Source organism: Pseudomonas sp. rhizo25 (genome assembly GCF_031931935.1).
Taxonomy (GTDB): Bacteria; Pseudomonadota; Gammaproteobacteria; order Pseudomonadales; family Pseudomonadaceae; genus Aquipseudomonas; species Aquipseudomonas synxantha.
The window spans coordinates 124,698-140,701 of record NZ_JAUJXA010000004.1; the positions used below are offsets into that span (position 1 = coordinate 124,698).

Annotated in this window: 15 protein-coding genes and 1 tRNA gene; 1 reads left to right on the forward strand and 15 read right to left on the reverse strand. The window is 56.6% G+C overall.

Annotated features, from left to right (window positions below):
• Positions 1-45 precede the first annotated feature (45 nt).
• The 14 genes from QZR30_RS10460 to QZR30_RS10525 all read right to left on the reverse strand — a co-directional run bounded on the left by QZR30_RS10460 (position 46) and on the right by QZR30_RS10525 (position 12,936).
• Positions 46-1,623 (reverse strand): M48 family metallopeptidase, encoded by a 1,578-nt coding sequence (locus QZR30_RS10460; protein WP_311903274.1) that lies wholly within the window; start codon positions 1,621-1,623, stop codon positions 46-48.
• 13 nt (positions 1,624-1,636) lie between these two features.
• Entirely contained in the window at positions 1,637-2,002 is a 366-nt protein-coding gene (locus tag QZR30_RS10465) for a hypothetical protein (protein WP_046070450.1), read from the reverse strand.
• Between the two features lie 37 nt (positions 2,003-2,039).
• Positions 2,040-3,383: a CHASE2 domain-containing protein gene (locus QZR30_RS10470; RefSeq protein WP_311903275.1), complete on the reverse strand. Its 1,344-nt coding sequence runs from the start codon at positions 3,381-3,383 to the stop codon at positions 2,040-2,042.
• A 194-nt stretch (positions 3,384-3,577) separates the two neighbouring features.
• Positions 3,578-3,862 carry a DUF3077 domain-containing protein gene (locus QZR30_RS10475; protein ID WP_046070452.1) on the reverse strand — a complete coding sequence of 95 codons (285 nt, stop codon included), beginning with the start codon at positions 3,860-3,862 and terminating at the stop codon, positions 3,578-3,580.
• Between the two features lie 811 nt (positions 3,863-4,673).
• Entirely contained in the window at positions 4,674-5,027 is a 354-nt protein-coding gene (locus QZR30_RS10480) for a nucleotidyltransferase domain-containing protein (protein WP_052721971.1), read from the reverse strand.
• Between the two features lie 17 nt (positions 5,028-5,044).
• Positions 5,045-5,422, reverse strand: coding sequence for a hypothetical protein (locus QZR30_RS10485; RefSeq protein WP_046070453.1), 378 nt, complete (start codon positions 5,420-5,422; stop codon positions 5,045-5,047).
• A gap of 1 nt (position 5,423) precedes the next feature.
• The gene (locus tag QZR30_RS10490) at positions 5,424-6,122 is read right to left on the reverse strand and encodes an HNH endonuclease signature motif containing protein (RefSeq protein WP_046070454.1); all 699 of its coding nucleotides are present in this window, start codon (positions 6,120-6,122) and stop codon (positions 5,424-5,426) included.
• A 662-nt stretch (positions 6,123-6,784) separates the two neighbouring features.
• Complete coding sequence (locus tag QZR30_RS10495; protein ID WP_046070455.1) at positions 6,785-7,942, reverse strand: AAA family ATPase; 1,158 nt, start codon at positions 7,940-7,942, stop codon at positions 6,785-6,787.
• 194 nt (positions 7,943-8,136) lie between these two features.
• Positions 8,137-8,212, reverse strand: a tRNA-Thr gene (locus QZR30_RS10500).
• A gap of 518 nt (positions 8,213-8,730) precedes the next feature.
• Positions 8,731-9,918 carry a methyltransferase gene (locus QZR30_RS10505; RefSeq protein WP_311903276.1) on the reverse strand — a complete coding sequence of 396 codons (1,188 nt, stop codon included), beginning with the start codon at positions 9,916-9,918 and terminating at the stop codon, positions 8,731-8,733.
• Positions 9,899-10,588: an ABC transporter permease gene (locus QZR30_RS10510; RefSeq protein WP_046072631.1), complete on the reverse strand. Its 690-nt coding sequence runs from the start codon at positions 10,586-10,588 to the stop codon at positions 9,899-9,901. The genes QZR30_RS10505 and QZR30_RS10510 overlap by 20 nt, the downstream gene beginning before the upstream one ends.
• 38 nt (positions 10,589-10,626) lie before the next feature.
• A complete protein-coding gene (locus tag QZR30_RS10515; protein ID WP_043047309.1) occupies positions 10,627-11,322 on the reverse strand; it encodes an ABC transporter permease in 696 nt (231 codons plus the stop codon).
• A gap of 74 nt (positions 11,323-11,396) precedes the next feature.
• On the reverse strand, positions 11,397-12,149 hold the full coding sequence (locus tag QZR30_RS10520) for an ABC transporter substrate-binding protein (protein ID WP_003187758.1): 753 nt from the start codon (positions 12,147-12,149) through the stop codon (positions 11,397-11,399).
• Positions 12,150-12,162: 13 nt separating this feature from the next.
• Positions 12,163-12,936 (reverse strand): ABC transporter ATP-binding protein, encoded by a 774-nt coding sequence (locus tag QZR30_RS10525; RefSeq protein ID WP_025859203.1) that lies wholly within the window; start codon positions 12,934-12,936, stop codon positions 12,163-12,165.
• A 554-nt stretch (positions 12,937-13,490) separates the two neighbouring features.
• Between QZR30_RS10525 and gabP the strand changes: the two genes are divergently transcribed.
• A complete protein-coding gene (gene gabP / locus QZR30_RS10530) occupies positions 13,491-14,882 on the forward strand; it encodes a GABA permease (protein WP_046070493.1) in 1,392 nt (463 codons plus the stop codon).
• A gap of 564 nt (positions 14,883-15,446) precedes the next feature.
• Here the strand turns inward: gabP and QZR30_RS10535 are convergent.
• On the reverse strand, positions 15,447-15,860 hold the full coding sequence (locus QZR30_RS10535; RefSeq protein ID WP_311903277.1) for a hypothetical protein: 414 nt from the start codon (positions 15,858-15,860) through the stop codon (positions 15,447-15,449).
• Between the last annotated feature and the right edge of the window lie 144 nt (positions 15,861-16,004).

A 16,004-nucleotide genomic window follows, 5' to 3' on the forward strand; every position in this document is an offset into this window, starting at 1 on the left:
TTGCCTGGCGCCGAGTGGTTTCGCCTGTAGGGTGTGTTCTGAATGTCAGGCCTTGACCGGCGCAAGCTTCTTGCAGTTTTCCTTGCGCGCGGGGTATTGCTCGCATTTGCGCAGCACGGTTTGTACCTGCTGCATATTCTGCAGCTGCTGGTTGGCCAACAGCTTTTCGGTGATAAACAGTTCTTCCGAACCCAGATTACGTTCAGCCTTGTCGATCATCGCCAGTGCCGCTTGCCCATCACCCCGCTTGAGGTGGTAGCTGATCATCAAGTCATAGGTAGAAGGGCCAGCCAGGGACCAGTCCTTGATCGCCTGCAACTCTTTCAGCGCTTCGCTGTTTTTACCCTGGGCCAGACGCACGGTATAGGCGGTGCGCCGAATGCTCGGCTGGTCCTTGACCGGCGAAGCCAGTGCCTTGCGGATAAACCTTTCGGCATCCGGCACTTTGTTTTTCTCCAGGGCATCGATAGCAAAATACGCATCTTTATAACCCTGCAAGGCCTTCGCCACTTGGGGCGTGTTTTTCATCTTCGACCAGCTTTGCGGGTTGACCCGGGCGCGGCGTTCCTGGCGATATTCGCGTTGCAAGTACTGGCGCAGCTCGGTGTCACGGTCCATCGCCGACATGTGCGAGCGGTTGAAGTACTGGGTAGTTGCGGTGATGCCGGTGGTCAAGCCGTCCTTGACCAGCACGTCGAGCTCTTTGGTGAACTGGTTGAGATTGAACTGCTGCAGCGAATCCTGCATGGCATTCTTGCGCGCCGTGAGAAAGCCCGTGAGCAATGGCTTCTGCTTGCCCTGGAAGTCGTTGAGACGCTCCAGGCTATGGGTGGCGGCGCGCGGGGCGTAACCGGCGCGGATCATCAAGTCGGTGCCGAGCAGGTCGGCCTGGTCTTCCTGGCTACGGCCCCAGGCGGTGCTCCACACCTGGTCGGAAAAGGTATTGGCCAGTGCGGTGTACAGCACTGTGTTACCGATGGTTTTCTGGGTGCCGGCCGGGTCTTTGCTGAACAGCTTCATCGTTCCGGAGCTGCGGTCGACGCCCGTATCGGCAGCCATGGTGGCCAAGGCGACCGTGGAGGCGACGGTGGTGAACATGTCTTTCTGCTGCTGGAAGGCGGCCATGCGGTCATGGTGATGCAGCAGCACATGGCTCATTTCATGACCAAGCATTGCCGCGATTTCGTCTTCGCTGGCAACGTTGTCGAGCATCCCCAGCGGCACGAACAGGTTGCCGTAAGGGTCCGCCGATGGCCCGAAACCATAACTGTCGGTGATCTTCACCTGTAGCGGCGGCAACTCCCCCGGCCAGCCCTTGGACAAGCGCGTGACAATGCCCTGCAAGTAGCCTTGCAGCATCGGGATATCCACCAGGTTCTGCTGGCGCGCCTCGGCGGCCGGCACCGCCCGCCCGTCATAGCTCAGGCGCTGCTGGCTCTGGCGCTGAGGGTCGAGCTTGTAGTACTGGCGCACGTCGGTGTTGTCCACGTAGTGGCCCTGGACCCGGGATTGGGTCGAAGGCCCCACCAGGTTCAGAAACGCCTGGTCTGCGCCCTTCAAGGTCGCGCAACCACTGAGCACGGAACAGGCCAACAGGCTGGCTGCCACTCGATATCCCTTCACCGCAACGCTCCTTTTATTGATTGCAACCGGCACCAAAACCGATGGTGGAATTATTGCGGCTGTCCTTGGCCTGGCTTTTGGTCAGGCCCTGACAAGGCAGGTCGACGACGTTCAGCGGCGGTTCGATACGCAGGTCCATGGTGTCCAGCCAGACCTTCTGGCCTGCCAGCTCTACCTGCACCAGGTCCAGCGCCTGGTTGTACTGCAACACCGGCACGGGCTGGGTGGGCGCATCCTTTTTCGCCAGCTCACGCTGTTGCTTGCCCTGTTCGTCGAGCACCGTCACCGGGTCGGCCAGGAACGCCTTGATACTGTGGGTTTCCGCCCAGGCGCTTGGGGTGAAGAGGGCGGCGAGCAAGACAATCAGACTTCTGTTCATCCTTGGGTTCCTTGAGTCAAAGGGCAAAGCGGCACACTCAGCGATCGCGGTCGAAGAAAGCTTCGATCCGCTCGCTGAACAACACCAACGACAGCAATACAATGCCCAGCACGTTAACCGGGGTGATGTCATTGAGGCTCAGCAGCACACTGACCGCCGCCAACATCGACATCACCAACAGCCACGACGGGCACGGCGAGGTAAAAAACCAGATTTCCTGGCGCCGCCAGCGGCTCCAGGTGCGATGGCCCGCCAGGCGCCGTGCGTGCAGCGCCTTGAGCACAGCAATCAACGCCAGCAGCCCGAGCTCCAGCAGGTCCAGCCAATTGAAGGGCAAGGCGGGGAAGTTGGCCGGTTCATGGTCGTAGGCCATGCCTGAATTGATCAGGTTATCCAGGGCCATGGCGTGCAGGTAAACGCCGGGGAGCTGGCCGTGTACCGGTGACTCCACCAGGTCCCCGGTGGAGGCGATATTGGCGCCGACCAGCACCAGGCGGTCGTGGAGTAACTCGGCGATCAAGGCTTGGTCGTCCGGCTCGGTGACCTCCAGGTCACTGGCCGACAACGTCAGCGTATAAGGGCACCGCGCCTGGGCCGAGTCATCCAGCTTCCAGAACACGGCCTGGAACAACTGCGCCACCCCGTCCAGCAAGAAATGCCGCGCCGCTGCGCAGTGGCGGATATCAGCAATACGCGCCTGTTCCGGCGCCAGCTTCAGCCCCCATTGCACCGCGATGGGCTGGCGCTGCGCAGCGGTTTGCGCATCCACCGGCGGAGGCTTGCACTCGTGCGTGGCACAGAACACCCGGTACAGCGCCAAGGCGGGAGTTTCCATCAGCCCGGCCTGGGTGGTCTTGGCCAGTGGATACTTGTCATCCACCCCTTCCCACACCACCAGCGCTGGGCGGCTGACCTGCATAAAAGGCGCCAGTGTATTGGCCTGGCCCGCCTCCGCACGCTTCAGCCCGGTATTGGCCAACCACAGCGGGATGCCCTGGCGTTGATAACGCTCAAACACATTCGCCAGCAACTGACTGCCACGCGCCGGGTCGCCCAACGAGTGGTCATGGCTGTACAGCAAATCCACAAACACCGCCCCAGGCTTGTACGCCAGCAAACGCTTGAACAACTTGCTCTGCTCGCCGTAGGGCATTGGCCATGAGCTGTCATTGCGCATCAGGTAGGCATCATCAATCAACACCACCGCTACCCGCTGCTGCCCAAGGCTCGGGTAGTGGCTGGCGAACATACGATTGAGCCACTGCGCCGACGCCTTGTCGCTGGAACTGGCCAGGCCGAAAGGATCAAGAATCGCCAGCAACACGATGATGACCGCCAGCCAATAGCGGCGGTATCTGAACAGCGGAGGGTTCGACAACATCCATGTCTCGATTAAAGGCACAAGCAAGGCGGGGTTTTTAACCGGAGTTGGAGGGAGTGTCAAATGGAAAAGTGGCTAATTGCCATATGGCGCCCGACATGCGGATCGCCACTCGTAAAAAAGCCCTGACCTATTCAGCCAGGGCTTTCTCCTGTGAGCGCCGGGCCCGTCAGCCCAGACACTGCACGACTTCGTTACGCCTCAACATTCCCAGGCGACTCCAACACCTTCACCACATCATCAATCACCGCCTTGCTCATCTCCTGCAAATAATGCGACGCCCAGGCATAACGGTCCGTGTCCTGCGTCATCGCCGCGTCTTCTGCGAGCAGCTTGGCGAGGTGGAGCAAGTCGGAAACGTGATGCAAGGCTTCATGCAGGGAAACACCGCTGTTGACGCGGAACAGAGGTTGGTCGGAGTGAAAGGAAAAGGGGGTGACGCCGAGGGTGGTTAACGCAGACGCATTTGTAACGGTCATCGGTAAAACTCCCGTATCAAGTGAGAGCTACCACCTTCGTTCTCAGGCGAATGGGTGGCAGCTGTGCGCAGGCTGAGAAACCGGAGATACAGGAACCCGGCAGACCCGAAGGTCTCCCACGCACAGCCGCCATTGCACGAATTGTGAGGCGAAAAAAAACGCCTGCAAATCGGGTTTTGGGGGCGCTTGGTGCGCCTGCATCTTGCCGGGTTCTCAGGCCCGGTCGCTGAATTGGCAGCGACAGGAGGGAGGGTAGCGTGGTGGGGCGTTGGGAGCAATCGGGAAAATGGATAGGTTAGGCGCCTGCAGGGTTAAGAGCAGGTATTGACTGGTTAATTATTGGTTTTATGGGAGCGGCATAATTATTGGCTATCCATAATTTTCTATAAAAGCTTGAATGCTAGCGAAAGGCACTGGCTGAGGTGAGAAGGCGTTCGAGGGCATGCCACGTAGATCGTCGGTGGATTGCATGGCACACGAGGCTCCGGGATTGCAGTGTGTGGAAAAAGAGGGCTTGCGGAAACTACAAGGCTCTCACGTTTCTGCGAGGGCTTCGTTTTGTATGGTGCGGCACCAAGAGTCGAATAGAGTTTTATCTTGTTGTTTTTAAGATGTTCTTTAAGTCGAAGTGATGCAGAGTATCTCATAAAGTACCCTTTAAGCTTTATCTAGTTTCGCGCGAGTCATGTAGCTGAAGTGGCTTGAAGAGCCGAATTTTGCAGGTTGATGATCTTGAGAGATGTAGTCATTATCAGGCGGGGGGGAATATTATTTTTGAAGTTGTTATGTTTCTATGTGGGTTTATTGGTTTTTACATCTCTACATTGTGAGTGTTTCTTGAAGGGGCGGGATGCTGTCCTATGATTTTTTCTCTTATAGCTATAGCTTCAATGCTCATGGCATTGGAAGATACTGATCCAATTAAAATGGATTTGCTTTTTCTTATGAAATCTAGCTGCATGACTTCTTTTTTCGAAAGTATTGATATATGTGCATCATTTATTTGGGTGCTGAAGATTTCCTTGAGTTTTATTGCAAATATGCAGGATTTTTCGTCAGTGTTATCATGGACTATAAGTAAGTCTATATCTTGGAATTCGGTTCTGCCATTGAAGTACGAGCCGAATCCGTAGATGAGCAGATCCTCTTTATAGGAGTTGATCATATAGCAAGTTTTTCTCTTTAGTATTCTGTCAGATATTCCCAGTAACGTGTGAGGTTCAGTGCGGCCATGAACTCGCGAATTTTGAAAAGTCCTACAGACCTTTCTCGGCAATATATTTTTGCTTCAGGCGAATAACCACACCAGTTGGAGTTGATGATGATTGCATCCAGCTGACCAAGCTTTTGTATGGTTTCTTGATATTCAGCAACTCCATAGCTGTAACACTCGCAAATGAAAATTTTTAATATTTTTCCATTTGTTAGAGATAGATCGTAAAGTCCTCCTTGTATGTTTTTTAGGCTGGAAACTTTGTTATGGCCACGCATACGATCTTCGAAGAATCCGTATTCTTCGTAATGGCTCATCCAAGGGAAATTTTTATTTTGAGCAGCCATTCTAACTTTCCATGATAAGGTTTTCGAATTCTGCGGGAAATCTCAGCACAGCTTCATAAGGGATCTCGTCGTGCACCCATTTTTCATAACTGGAGGCGTGTGTCAAGAACGACCCAACTATTTTCTGTTTTAACCTAGGGAAAAGGGTTTGATTTTCCTTTATTAAAGAGGTGATTATCCTGTTGTTGGGGACAATCGTTGTTAGACGTTCGGAAAGCCAAAGAGCATGAAGCTTATCACTATGAGGATTCCTTTGAGCATTTTCCGAGAGCGGGCCATATTGAAGCCAAGATTGGTGGTTCTCTGAAAGATAAATGCAGATATTATCTTTGAGTTCCTCTAAGGTTGAATATTTGATGGCGTTTAATTTGCTGGAAATGTAAGTTTCGTGACAAATCTTCATTTCCAGCAAAAACTCTACAGGGAATTTTTCTTCATTCTCTTTTTTGTCAATCAGTGTGTGATGATTGGGGCAGAGTAGGATTAGATTTTCATAGTCATCTCTTTCTACGTCGTTCTGGGTGGCATCGTATCTGTTAGCATCTTTTCTTCTGCCTTTGATGTGTGCCATCTCACCTAAAGTATGTGGCGCCGATTCCGCAGCCTGTTCGACCGTTAATTTTTCTGTACATCCGGTAAATGAGCATCGGCCTGCAGCGTTTGACCAAATTAGTTTGATAGATTTTTCAGTAATAGCCATGTAGGACTACTCTATTTTGTGGGTTTTGGTGTACTTTGATTCGATTAAATAATCGTGTTATGAAGATTAGGCATTGATGGTAAAGGGAAGTTTTGAAAATATCCATGCCCGTCAGATTTGTTAGGTTGGCCCCTAAGCTAGAGAGGATCTTTAGTCGCTCGTGAATAGAAACCTAGTCACGCCCTGATTGGTGCCCCACGTCATCCCGCCAAGAATGCTGAGTGTTATCAGGGATCAAGGCCCCTGCGACCTGCGAGGGTTGTCCACTAACGCGGGACTGGCGGCTCTTTACGACCGGGAGCTTGGGCATCTCATGATCTGGCCTCCTGAGCACTTCCGAAGAAGTGGGCGGGTGGAGGCTGCGCTGGCTGACGAGACCAGCGCCGCGAGATCCTGAGTCGGGTTAAGGCAGTGAAGCGATGACCGGGGCATGCCTGACTGTCAGTCAGGTGAAGTCCATTCCGTGGACTGCGGCACCATCATCTGCATCGCTGTTGCTGGTGACTTCGGTGTTTGTCACGCCGATTGTCACGAGGGGAAATGCCGCAAAGCCTTGTACGAGTTGGGCTGCAGGGGGAAAAGCGGGGTCAGACTATGATTTTCGCTATTTAATTGAATAATGTGGTCTGGCCCCCGTTCACTATTCCCCCGTTTCGGTTGTCCTAACTCCCCTCAATCAATGCCCGCTCCTCCAACCAAATCTCCTGAACAAACTGATCCGTAATCGCATAAATCCCATGCCCACGCCGCATGATGATGTTCTCCGCCACCAATGCAATCACTACCGGTTGAATCTCTTCAACCCGCACCTCGCGGCCAACCATTTTTGAATATTCCGCCGCTGCATCAATGGAGAATATCCCGCGGGCATCCCCTTCGGTTGCCGCGATTTTGTTGAAAATCGCCTGAGCCAGGCTGCCAAGTTGCTCGACTTTTTCAAGCTCAATATTTGCCGCCGCCGAGCGTAGGGTGCTGGCTATCACCGGTAGGAAAAGGTCGGGATCACCGTCTTGCTGCAGGAGTTGGCGCAGGGCCTTGAGCATTTCTTCAGGTCGATTCCCCAAGGTGTCGAATGCTTCGATGGCGACTTCGAGGGAAGGGAGCTTTTCTTTCTTTACCGTCATCGCAAGACGATTGAGCAGAAACTCGACGTAATCCCCTTTTAGCAGCGGATACGCTGCTGACGTGGCGCCGGAAAAGGCTTGATTGCGTTTGGCGGTCAGCTCACTCACTTGTGCTCGGTGGGAGCCGGTGCCAATAAAGAGGAAATATCCTGGCGTATTCGGGCGTGGATTGATCCCATCACGCGCAGCCTTGAGGGCCAGGAGCAGTTGATTTCCGTCATCGGAGGAAATGGCGTGTTGCACTTCGTCGATGATCAGCACCAGATCAGTCTTCGCTTGGTCGACCACTTCTGTCAGTGCTTGAGCCAATGTCGGGCCGTCTGCGTTACCGATGCTGTCGAGTTTGAAACCGAACTTGAATCCTGCTGCGCCGAGCTCAACGTTGCTGACGCGCTTGAGCATCTCCAGCGCCGATGAGCCTGGAGTTTGTAGTTCTTTCAGGGTTTTGTGGATGGCGCTGTGCACGAGCGTTGCCGGGTTGGCCAGTGTGTCACTCCAGAGGTCGACGTAGATCACCAGGGCACCTGCTGCTTCCAGGGCCGGGATAAGGTCGTTTCTCAAAAAAGTCGTTTTACCTGTGCGGCGCAGCCCAGACAGAAAAAGGCCTGAGCGTAAGCCTTCATCAAGCACGCCCGGGTTCAGAAGCTGGTTTGCCATCGATTCAGCCAATTCAGGGCGCTGAAATATGCTGCTCATGCAATTACCCCTTTTTATGGATACGCCATAATTATTGCTATTTCATAATTTAGCATAAAGCTGTAGAGGGGAGCCTGTGGCGCAGAATCGGCAGTTTTAACGGATTTGCAGGCGAGATGGCCGAGGAGGGCGTCGACTACTAATGCCCCAGAAACAACAAAGCCCTCACATTTCTGCGAGGGCTTCGTTTTGTATGGTGCCGGCACCAGGAGTCGAACCCGGGACCTACTGATTACAAGTCAGTTGCTCTACCAACTGAGCTATACCGGCGTGTTAGGGCGACGATTATAGCGATTGGAAAGCTTCTGTAAACCCCTGAATTCTGACTATTTTTGCAGAAGGAGAGGTTTTCTTCGAATGGCGGGTTTTCCTCGTCCCTCAAGCGTCAATTCCCAGCCCCGCAATCCACGGTGAATTTCATCTATTCCGTCACCCTGCGTCTGCTCTTTAGAGTCGATGTGGGCCATATTTGCGTGCATTCCCCACGCCACAGCCTGGCTGTGTCGCGGAGCTTTCGGGCTGCTGAAAGGCCCAAAAAACACCGCATAAATTACGCTTTATACGCTTACCCCAAATGCTTATGCACAATCGGCAGGTAGATAGCGAGATGAAGCAACCATTTTGTGACGGCGTTCTCTACACCCCGCAACTGCCTGTTTTGCGTGCGTTTTATTTTGTGAACAAAAAATGACCAGGGTCGATTTTGGCCTGTAACGCAGATAGATACTGGTTCCGTAAAGATTTCATCAACAGAGTTATCCACAGGGCCGTGTAGGAAATTTCGCCCCTTAATCGCGCTCGGCCAGCACCATCAAGTTGCGCGGCGTCAGCGCTGTTTCACAGAAGCTGCCGACCTCGACGTTGTAACCTCGCTCTTGCAGGAACAATGCTCGATCGAGCACCAGCCACATTTCCAGCGGGCGTCGAAACAGGCCTCTTACCAGCTCCAGGTTTCGCACCTCGGCCAGGCGGTGCCAGCCGTGTGCCTCCAGCGCCGTCCAATCCTGTTCGCCTGTGGATAAACCCTTTACGTTCGCCAGTTCCTGGCAGTAGTCAGCGTAAGGTTTGTCCAGCCAACTGGCCGGCAGGGACGGCGTCGGCAGGTATTCGTCGCAACCGCGCAGCTGGCGTTGCAGTCGGTCGAAGCCCAGGCGTCGGGCCATGGACGTGTCCCGTTGCTGGCGCACGCGGTTGCCGGCGGTGACGGTTTCGCTCAGGGGCAGGCCTAGATCTTCTCTGGATAGTTGCAGTCGGGATGCGCGCCCGGCAGCGGACAATGCCTGGTAGCGGTCGGCGGTGATGCGGTTGTAGCAGCAGGGCGCCAGTGCCAGTTGTTTGCATCCGGCGGCGCTGGCCAGTTGTAGCAGGCGCACGTGCAAATCGCCGCAGGCATGCAGGGCGACTGGTGTGTGTTGGGGGTTGATCGCCATATCCGCCATGACGTCCTGCAGGCGATGGGCTGCGGGTAGGTTATGGCGGTCACTCAGGGCTTGGCCGGATGCGACCAGGGCTGGGTCGTATTCCAGGCAGGTCAACTGTTGGCCGGGTTGCAGCAGGCGGCGGCCTAGATGGCCCTTGCCGGCGCACCAGTCCAGCCAATGGGTGGGCGTTTCGGCAAAATTCAGCGCGGCACCGAAGGCTTCGATCTGTTGCCACTTGCGTCCGGGTACGTCGACATTCAGGCGGTGGCGAGCAGGTTCAAGCATGTGCGTGGGTAGTTTATCCACAGCACTGAGGTGTAGCGCTTGAGCGGCCAGCTGTGGAAAAGGTGCTGGCGCAGGCAGGTCGTGGGGGTGGTTGTGACTGGCTTCGGCTTCGGCCAGCGAGCGCTGGCGCAGCCATCGGGACAGCGCCGGATGTTCGGCTTCCCAGGGTAAGTGCAGATGGGTAAAGGGCCGTGGTCGCCACAGCCCTTGGTGCTCGATCAGGAACCCATCCAGCGCCTTGAAGCGTGCCTCAGCGTCCTTGGCACGCATCGACGCGCAGCCATTTTTCCAGCAGTTTGAAGCCACGCACGAGGATGTAGGCCATCAGCAGGTAAAACAGCCCGGCCGCGAAGAAGATCTCTACCGGCAGGTAGGTGCGGGCGATGATGGTCCGCGCCATCCCGGTCAGCTCCAGCAGCGTCACGGTACTGGCCAGGGCGCTGGCCTTGAGCATTAGGATCACTTCGTTGCTGTAGGCCGGCAGGCCGATGCGCGAGGCGCGGGGCAGGATGATGTAGAACAGCGTCTTGGGCTTGGACATGCCCAGGGCGCGCGCCGCTTCGATTTCACCTGGCGGGATGGCCTGGATAGCACCGCGCAGGATCTCGGCGATATAGGCGGCGGTGTGCAGGGTCATGGTGACGGTGGCGCACCAGAACGGGTCACGCAGGTACGGCCACATGAAGCTGTTGCGCACCGCATCGAACTGCGCCAGGCCGTAGTAGACCAGGAACAACTGCACCAGCAACGGCGTGCCACGGAAGAAGAAGATGTAGCCGTAGGGCAGGGCGCTCACGTACCAGCGGCGCGACGAGCGAGCGATGCCGAGCGGGATCGCCAGCAGCAGGCCGGCGATCACCGCGATGGCTACCAGCTCCAGGGTCAGGGTTGCCCCCTGGGCCAGTTTGGGCAGCCACTTGATGATCACGGCCCAGTTCAGGCCCAGGTCGAAGTGCGATAGCCAGCTGTAGTCGCCGCTCATTGGGTGCTCCTTGCAAAGCCGCGGGCGGCGCGTTTTTCCAGGAAGTGCATGCTGATCATCGCCAGCACGGTCAGGCCCAGGTACATGAACGCTGCGACCATGAAGAAGGTGAACGGTTGCTTGGTGACGGTCACGCCGATCTGCGCGTGGCGCATGATTTCTTCAAGGCCGATCACCGACACCAGTGCAGTGTCTTTCATCAGGATCATGAACAGGTTGCCCAGGCCCGGCAGGGCGATGCGCCACATTTGCGGCATGATCAAGCGCGTGAAAATCCGCAGTTTCGACAACCCCAACGCCACACCAGCTTCGCGGTGGCCCTTGGGAATGGCGAGGATCGCGCCGCGGAACACTTCGGTGGCGTAGGCGCCAAAGCACAGGCCCAGGGCGATCACCCCGGCGGCAAAAGCACTCAGGGACAGGTCGGGGTTACCGAAGAACTCCCCCAGGGCACGCATCAGGTTGACCGTGCCGAAGTAAATCAGCAGCACCCACAACAGCTCGGGAATACCGCGAACGATGGTCGAATAAGCACCGCCCAGCCATTGCAGCGGCTTGTACGGCGAAGTCTTGGCCAAGGCGCCGGCAAGGCCGAGCACCAGCCCCAGGCACAGGGCCGTGAGCGCCAGTTTGACGGTCATCAGCGCGCCAGCGGCAAGCGCCGGGCCGAATCCGTAGAGATCGAAATTCATGGTGTTTTCATATCGCGGCAGGCATTGCTGAAAGCCGGCGCGCTCAATCGAGCGCGCCAGGCAGGCCGTTCAGGTCATTCGATGCTGAACGGGAAGTACTTGTCGTTGATCTTTTTGTAGGTGCCGTCTGCCTTGATCTCTGCCAGGGCTTTGTTCAGGCGCTCGCGCAGCGGGTCGCCCTTGCGTACGGCGATACCGATCTTGTCGCTTTCTACTACCGGGTCGCCTTTGAATTCATAGGCCGAACCGTCTTTGCTCTTGAGCCACTCGTACTGCACGTACTTGTCGGCGAGGATGCCGTCCAGGCGCCCGGAGGTCAGGTCGAGGTAAGCGTTTTCCTGGGTGTCGTAGAGCTTGGCTTCGGTGTCCGGCAGCTTGTCTTCCAGGTAGGTACCGGCCAGCGTTGCACGCTGTGCACCGATCACCTTGCCCTTCAGATAGGCGGCGTCTGTCTTGAAGTCCGCTGTGGCTTTGGGTGCGATGAATTGCAGCTTGTTGGAGTAGTACGGGTCGGTGAAGTCGACGGCCTGCTTGCGTTCATCGGTGATCGACAGCGAGGACACCAGGAAGTCGAACTTCTTGGCGTTCAGGGCCGGGATGATGCCGTCCCAGTCGGACACGTACACTTCGCACTTCTCGACTTTCATCTTGGCGCACAGGGCGTCGCCGATGTCTTTGTCAAAGCCCACGACATTGCCGCTGGCGTCTTTATTGTTGAATGGCGGGTAGGCCGCTTCGATCCCCATTTTCAAGGTTTCTGCCATGGCCGTGGCGCTGAACGCCATCGAGACGGCCGCAGCCAGAAGGAATTTTTTATAGTTCTGCATGCATGTTGCTCCGTTAGCGGTTGCTGGACATGAATTGTTTGCAGCGCGCCGAAAGCGGGTTTTCAAACACCTGCTGTGGCGATCCTTGCTCTTCTACCAGACCCTGGTGCAGGAACACCACTTCGCTGGACACCTGGCGGGCAAAGCCCATTTCATGGGTGACCAGCAGCATGGTGCGGCCTTCTTCGGCCAGTGCGCGGATCACATTAAGTACTTCCTGAACCATTTCCGGGTCAAGGGCCGAGGTGGGCTCATCGAACAGGATGACTTTAGGCTGCATGGCCAGGGTGCGTGCAATCGCCGCCCGCTGCTGCTGGCCGCCGGAGAGTTGGGCTGGGTAGGCGTGGCGCTTGTCGCCGATGCCGACCTTGGCCAGCAGGGCCTCGGCCACTTCTATCGCTTCGGCCTTGCTTTGGCCGAGCACACGGCGTGGCGCCTCGATGATGTTGTCGAGGATGCTCATGTGCGGCCACAGGTTAAAGTTTTGAAACACAAAACCGATTTCGCTGCGCAGGCGGTTGATCTGCTTGCCGTCGGCGGCCATCAGCTCGCCGTTTTTCGCGGCCTTGAGCTTGAGCTCTTCACCGGCCACCAGGATCTGGCCCTGATGCGGGTTCTCCAGCAGGTTGATACAACGCAGGAAGGTGGACTTGCCGGAACCGGAAGAACCCAGGATCGAGATCACGTCGCCGTCGCGTGCGGTCAGCGAGATACCCTTGAGTACCTCCAGCTCACCATAGCGTTTATGCAAGTTGCGGATTTCAAGCGCGGGCGTGGCCTCGGCCATGTGCGGTCCTCATTGTGTTCGTTGCGTGCTTCGCTGTTGGGCCGCCTTCCTGGCGAGGCGCCAAGCTAGCATAGCGTTTGGATGACAGCCAACAGCGCTGCGGACGGTTAACCGGTGGTCTGCGGCAGGGTGTCGCATCGGCACAGTAGCGTGTCGCGCCATCAACAACCGAACAGCCGTTTGAACCGGAAAAGCCGCAGGCTTCGCGTAAAAAAGGGCGCGATGGTGCCAGCTTTGGCCGGGTGTTGGAAGGGTTAACCGGGCAAACGGTCCATATCAGCCCTTATATGGAGCGTCACGTACTTTTTGTGTGTGTTTTTGGTGCGCCTGTTCGTGTTGGATGTGGGTCGCATGGTAACGCTATAGCGGAATGCCATTGTTCTCAAAGACTTGCGATGGCTGTTGAATTGTCCTACAGGCCGCGTCAATCGCGGTTTCGTAACATTTTGGCGCAAATCTTGCGTAAAAAATAAAGAACGCCCTGTTGGTTTCTTTTCACGAGAAAGACAGTGGCCGGGCGAACTGTTTTCGCAATTCCTCGCAAAGGTGTGTCAATGAGTAGTACGCAAAGCTCCAATGACCTCGAACAGGGGCTCAAACCGCGGCACGTCACCATGCTGTCAATTGCCGGCGTGATCGGTGCCGGTTTGTTTGTCGGCTCCGGCCATGCGATTGCTGCCGCTGGCCCGGCTGTGCTGTTGGCCTACGCGGCCGCCGGCACGCTGGTGGTGTTAGTGATGCGGATGCTGGCCGAGATGGCCGTTGCGTCACCGGACACGGGTTCATTCTCAACTTATGCCGACCGCGCAATCGGCCACTGGGCCGGTTTTACCATCGGTTGGTTGTACTGGTGGTTCTGGGTACTGGTGATTCCGTTGGAGGCCAACGCGGCGGCGACCATCCTGCATGCCTGGTTCCCCGATGTGGCGATCTGGGCGTTTACCCTGATCATTACGCTGCTGCTGACCGCGACCAATTTGTTCAGCGTGAAGAACTATGGTGAGTTCGAGTTCTGGTTTGCGTTGATCAAAGTCGTGGCGATCGTAGGTTTTGTGATCCTCGGCCTGGCGGCGATTTTCGGCTTCTTGCCCACCAGCCAGGTCAGCGGTGTGTCGCATCTGTTCGACACCCAGGGCTTTATGCCCAACGGCATGGGCGCGGTCTTGGCGGCGATCCTGACCACCATGTTCTCCTTCATGGGCACCGAGATCGTCACCATCGCCGCAGCGGAATCGAAAAACCCCGGCCAGCAGATCACCAAGGCCACCAACTCGGTGATCTGGCGGATTGGTTTGTTCTACCTGTTGTCGATCTTTATCGTGGTGTCCCTGGTGCCATGGAACGATCCGACCCTGGCTGCCGTAGGTTCCTATCAGACCGTGCTGGAACGCATGGGCATCCCGAACGCCAAGCTGATCGTCGATCTGGTGGTACTGGTGGCTGTAACCAGCTGCTTGAACTCGGCGCTGTATACCGCTTCGCGCATGTTGTTTTCCCTGGGTCGTCGCGGTGATGCGCCAGCGGTTGCCAAGCGCACCAACAAGAGCGGCACGCCTTACTGGGCGGTGCTGCTGTCCACCGGTGCGGCGTTCCTGGCGGTGTTCGCCAACTATGTGGCGCCGGCTGCCGTGTTCGAGTTCCTGCTGGCCAGCTCCGGCGCCATCGCCTTGCTGGTGTACTTGGTGATCGCTGTGTCGCAACTGCGCATGCGTCAAAAACGTGCGGCGGCGGGCGAGAAGATCGTGTTCAAAATGTGGCTGTTCCCTGGACTGACCTACGCGGTGATGGTGTTTATCGTCGGCACCTTGACCATCATGCTGTTCCAGGAAGCGCACCGGGTCGAGATCATCGCCACTGGGATCCTGAGCTTGCTGGTAGTGCTGGCGGGGTTGTTCGTGGCGAGCCGCCGCAAGGCCCAGAAGCTAGGCGCAGCGGTGCTCAACTGACGGAATGTGATGCAAATGTGGGAGGGGGCTTGCTCCCGATGAAGTGTGTCAGTCACTGAGATGTCGACTGAGACTCTGCTATCGGGGGCAAGCCCCCTCCCACATTTTGATACGTGTCAGTCTGCTGGAGTTGTCAGCGACTGAGATGCTGAGCTTGCAGGTGGTATTGGGAGTGGCGAGCCGCCGCAAGGCCCAGAAGCTAGGCGCAGCCGTGCTCAACTGACGGAATGTGATGCAAATGTGGGAGGGGGCTTGCTCCCGATGGCGGTGTGTCAGTCACTTGGATGTCGACTGAGACTCTGCTATCGGGAGCAAGCCCCCTCCCACATTTTGATACGTGTCAGTCTGCTGAAGTTGTCAGCGACTGAGATGCTGAGCTTGCAGGTGGTATTGGGAGTGGCGAGCCGCCGCAAGGCCCAGAAGCTAGGCGCAGCAGTGCTCAACTGACGGAATGTGATGCAAATGTGGGAGGGGGCTTGCCCCCGATGGTGGTGTGTCAGTCACTTGGATGTTGACTGAGACTCTGCTATCGGGAGCAAGCCCCCTCCCACATTTTGATATGTGTCAGTCTGTTGTGGCTGTCAGTGCCTGGGATGCTGCCACGTAGTCTGCCTGGAACTGCGGCGATTCGATCCAAGCCAGCGCAGCGGCCTCGTCATCGCTGTCCGTCGCCCACTGCCGATATTCAATCAGCGCCGCCAGGATAAAGTCGGTCGCTTCCTCTTCGCCTTCCTGCTCCAGCACCAGCGCCAGCAGCGGGTGCGCCAGGAATACCGCGCACAGTGCCTGCTGGCTGGTCTCCCCTGCGGTGCGCATCTCGACGAACAGTTCGGTCAAGTCCACAGACTCAAGATCGATACGGCTGTCGTCGCCGGCGAACGCATCCGGCTTGGCCGCGACGGCGCGCTGGGTGCGGTTTTGCTTGGCCTTGGTCTTTGCCCGCTGGGCGCGTTTTTGCTGCTTGTTTGGCGAGGCCATGGGCTCAACGTCCTTGGGTTCTGGATCTGGGTGGGGTATTGAAGCGCAGGTTGAGGTAAATCCCAAGGAAATCCGGGCGGGTTTGGTCGTTCGTCGCGCTCGACCGTCAGGCCATAGATCAATAGGCTACGCCTTTGTCATCTG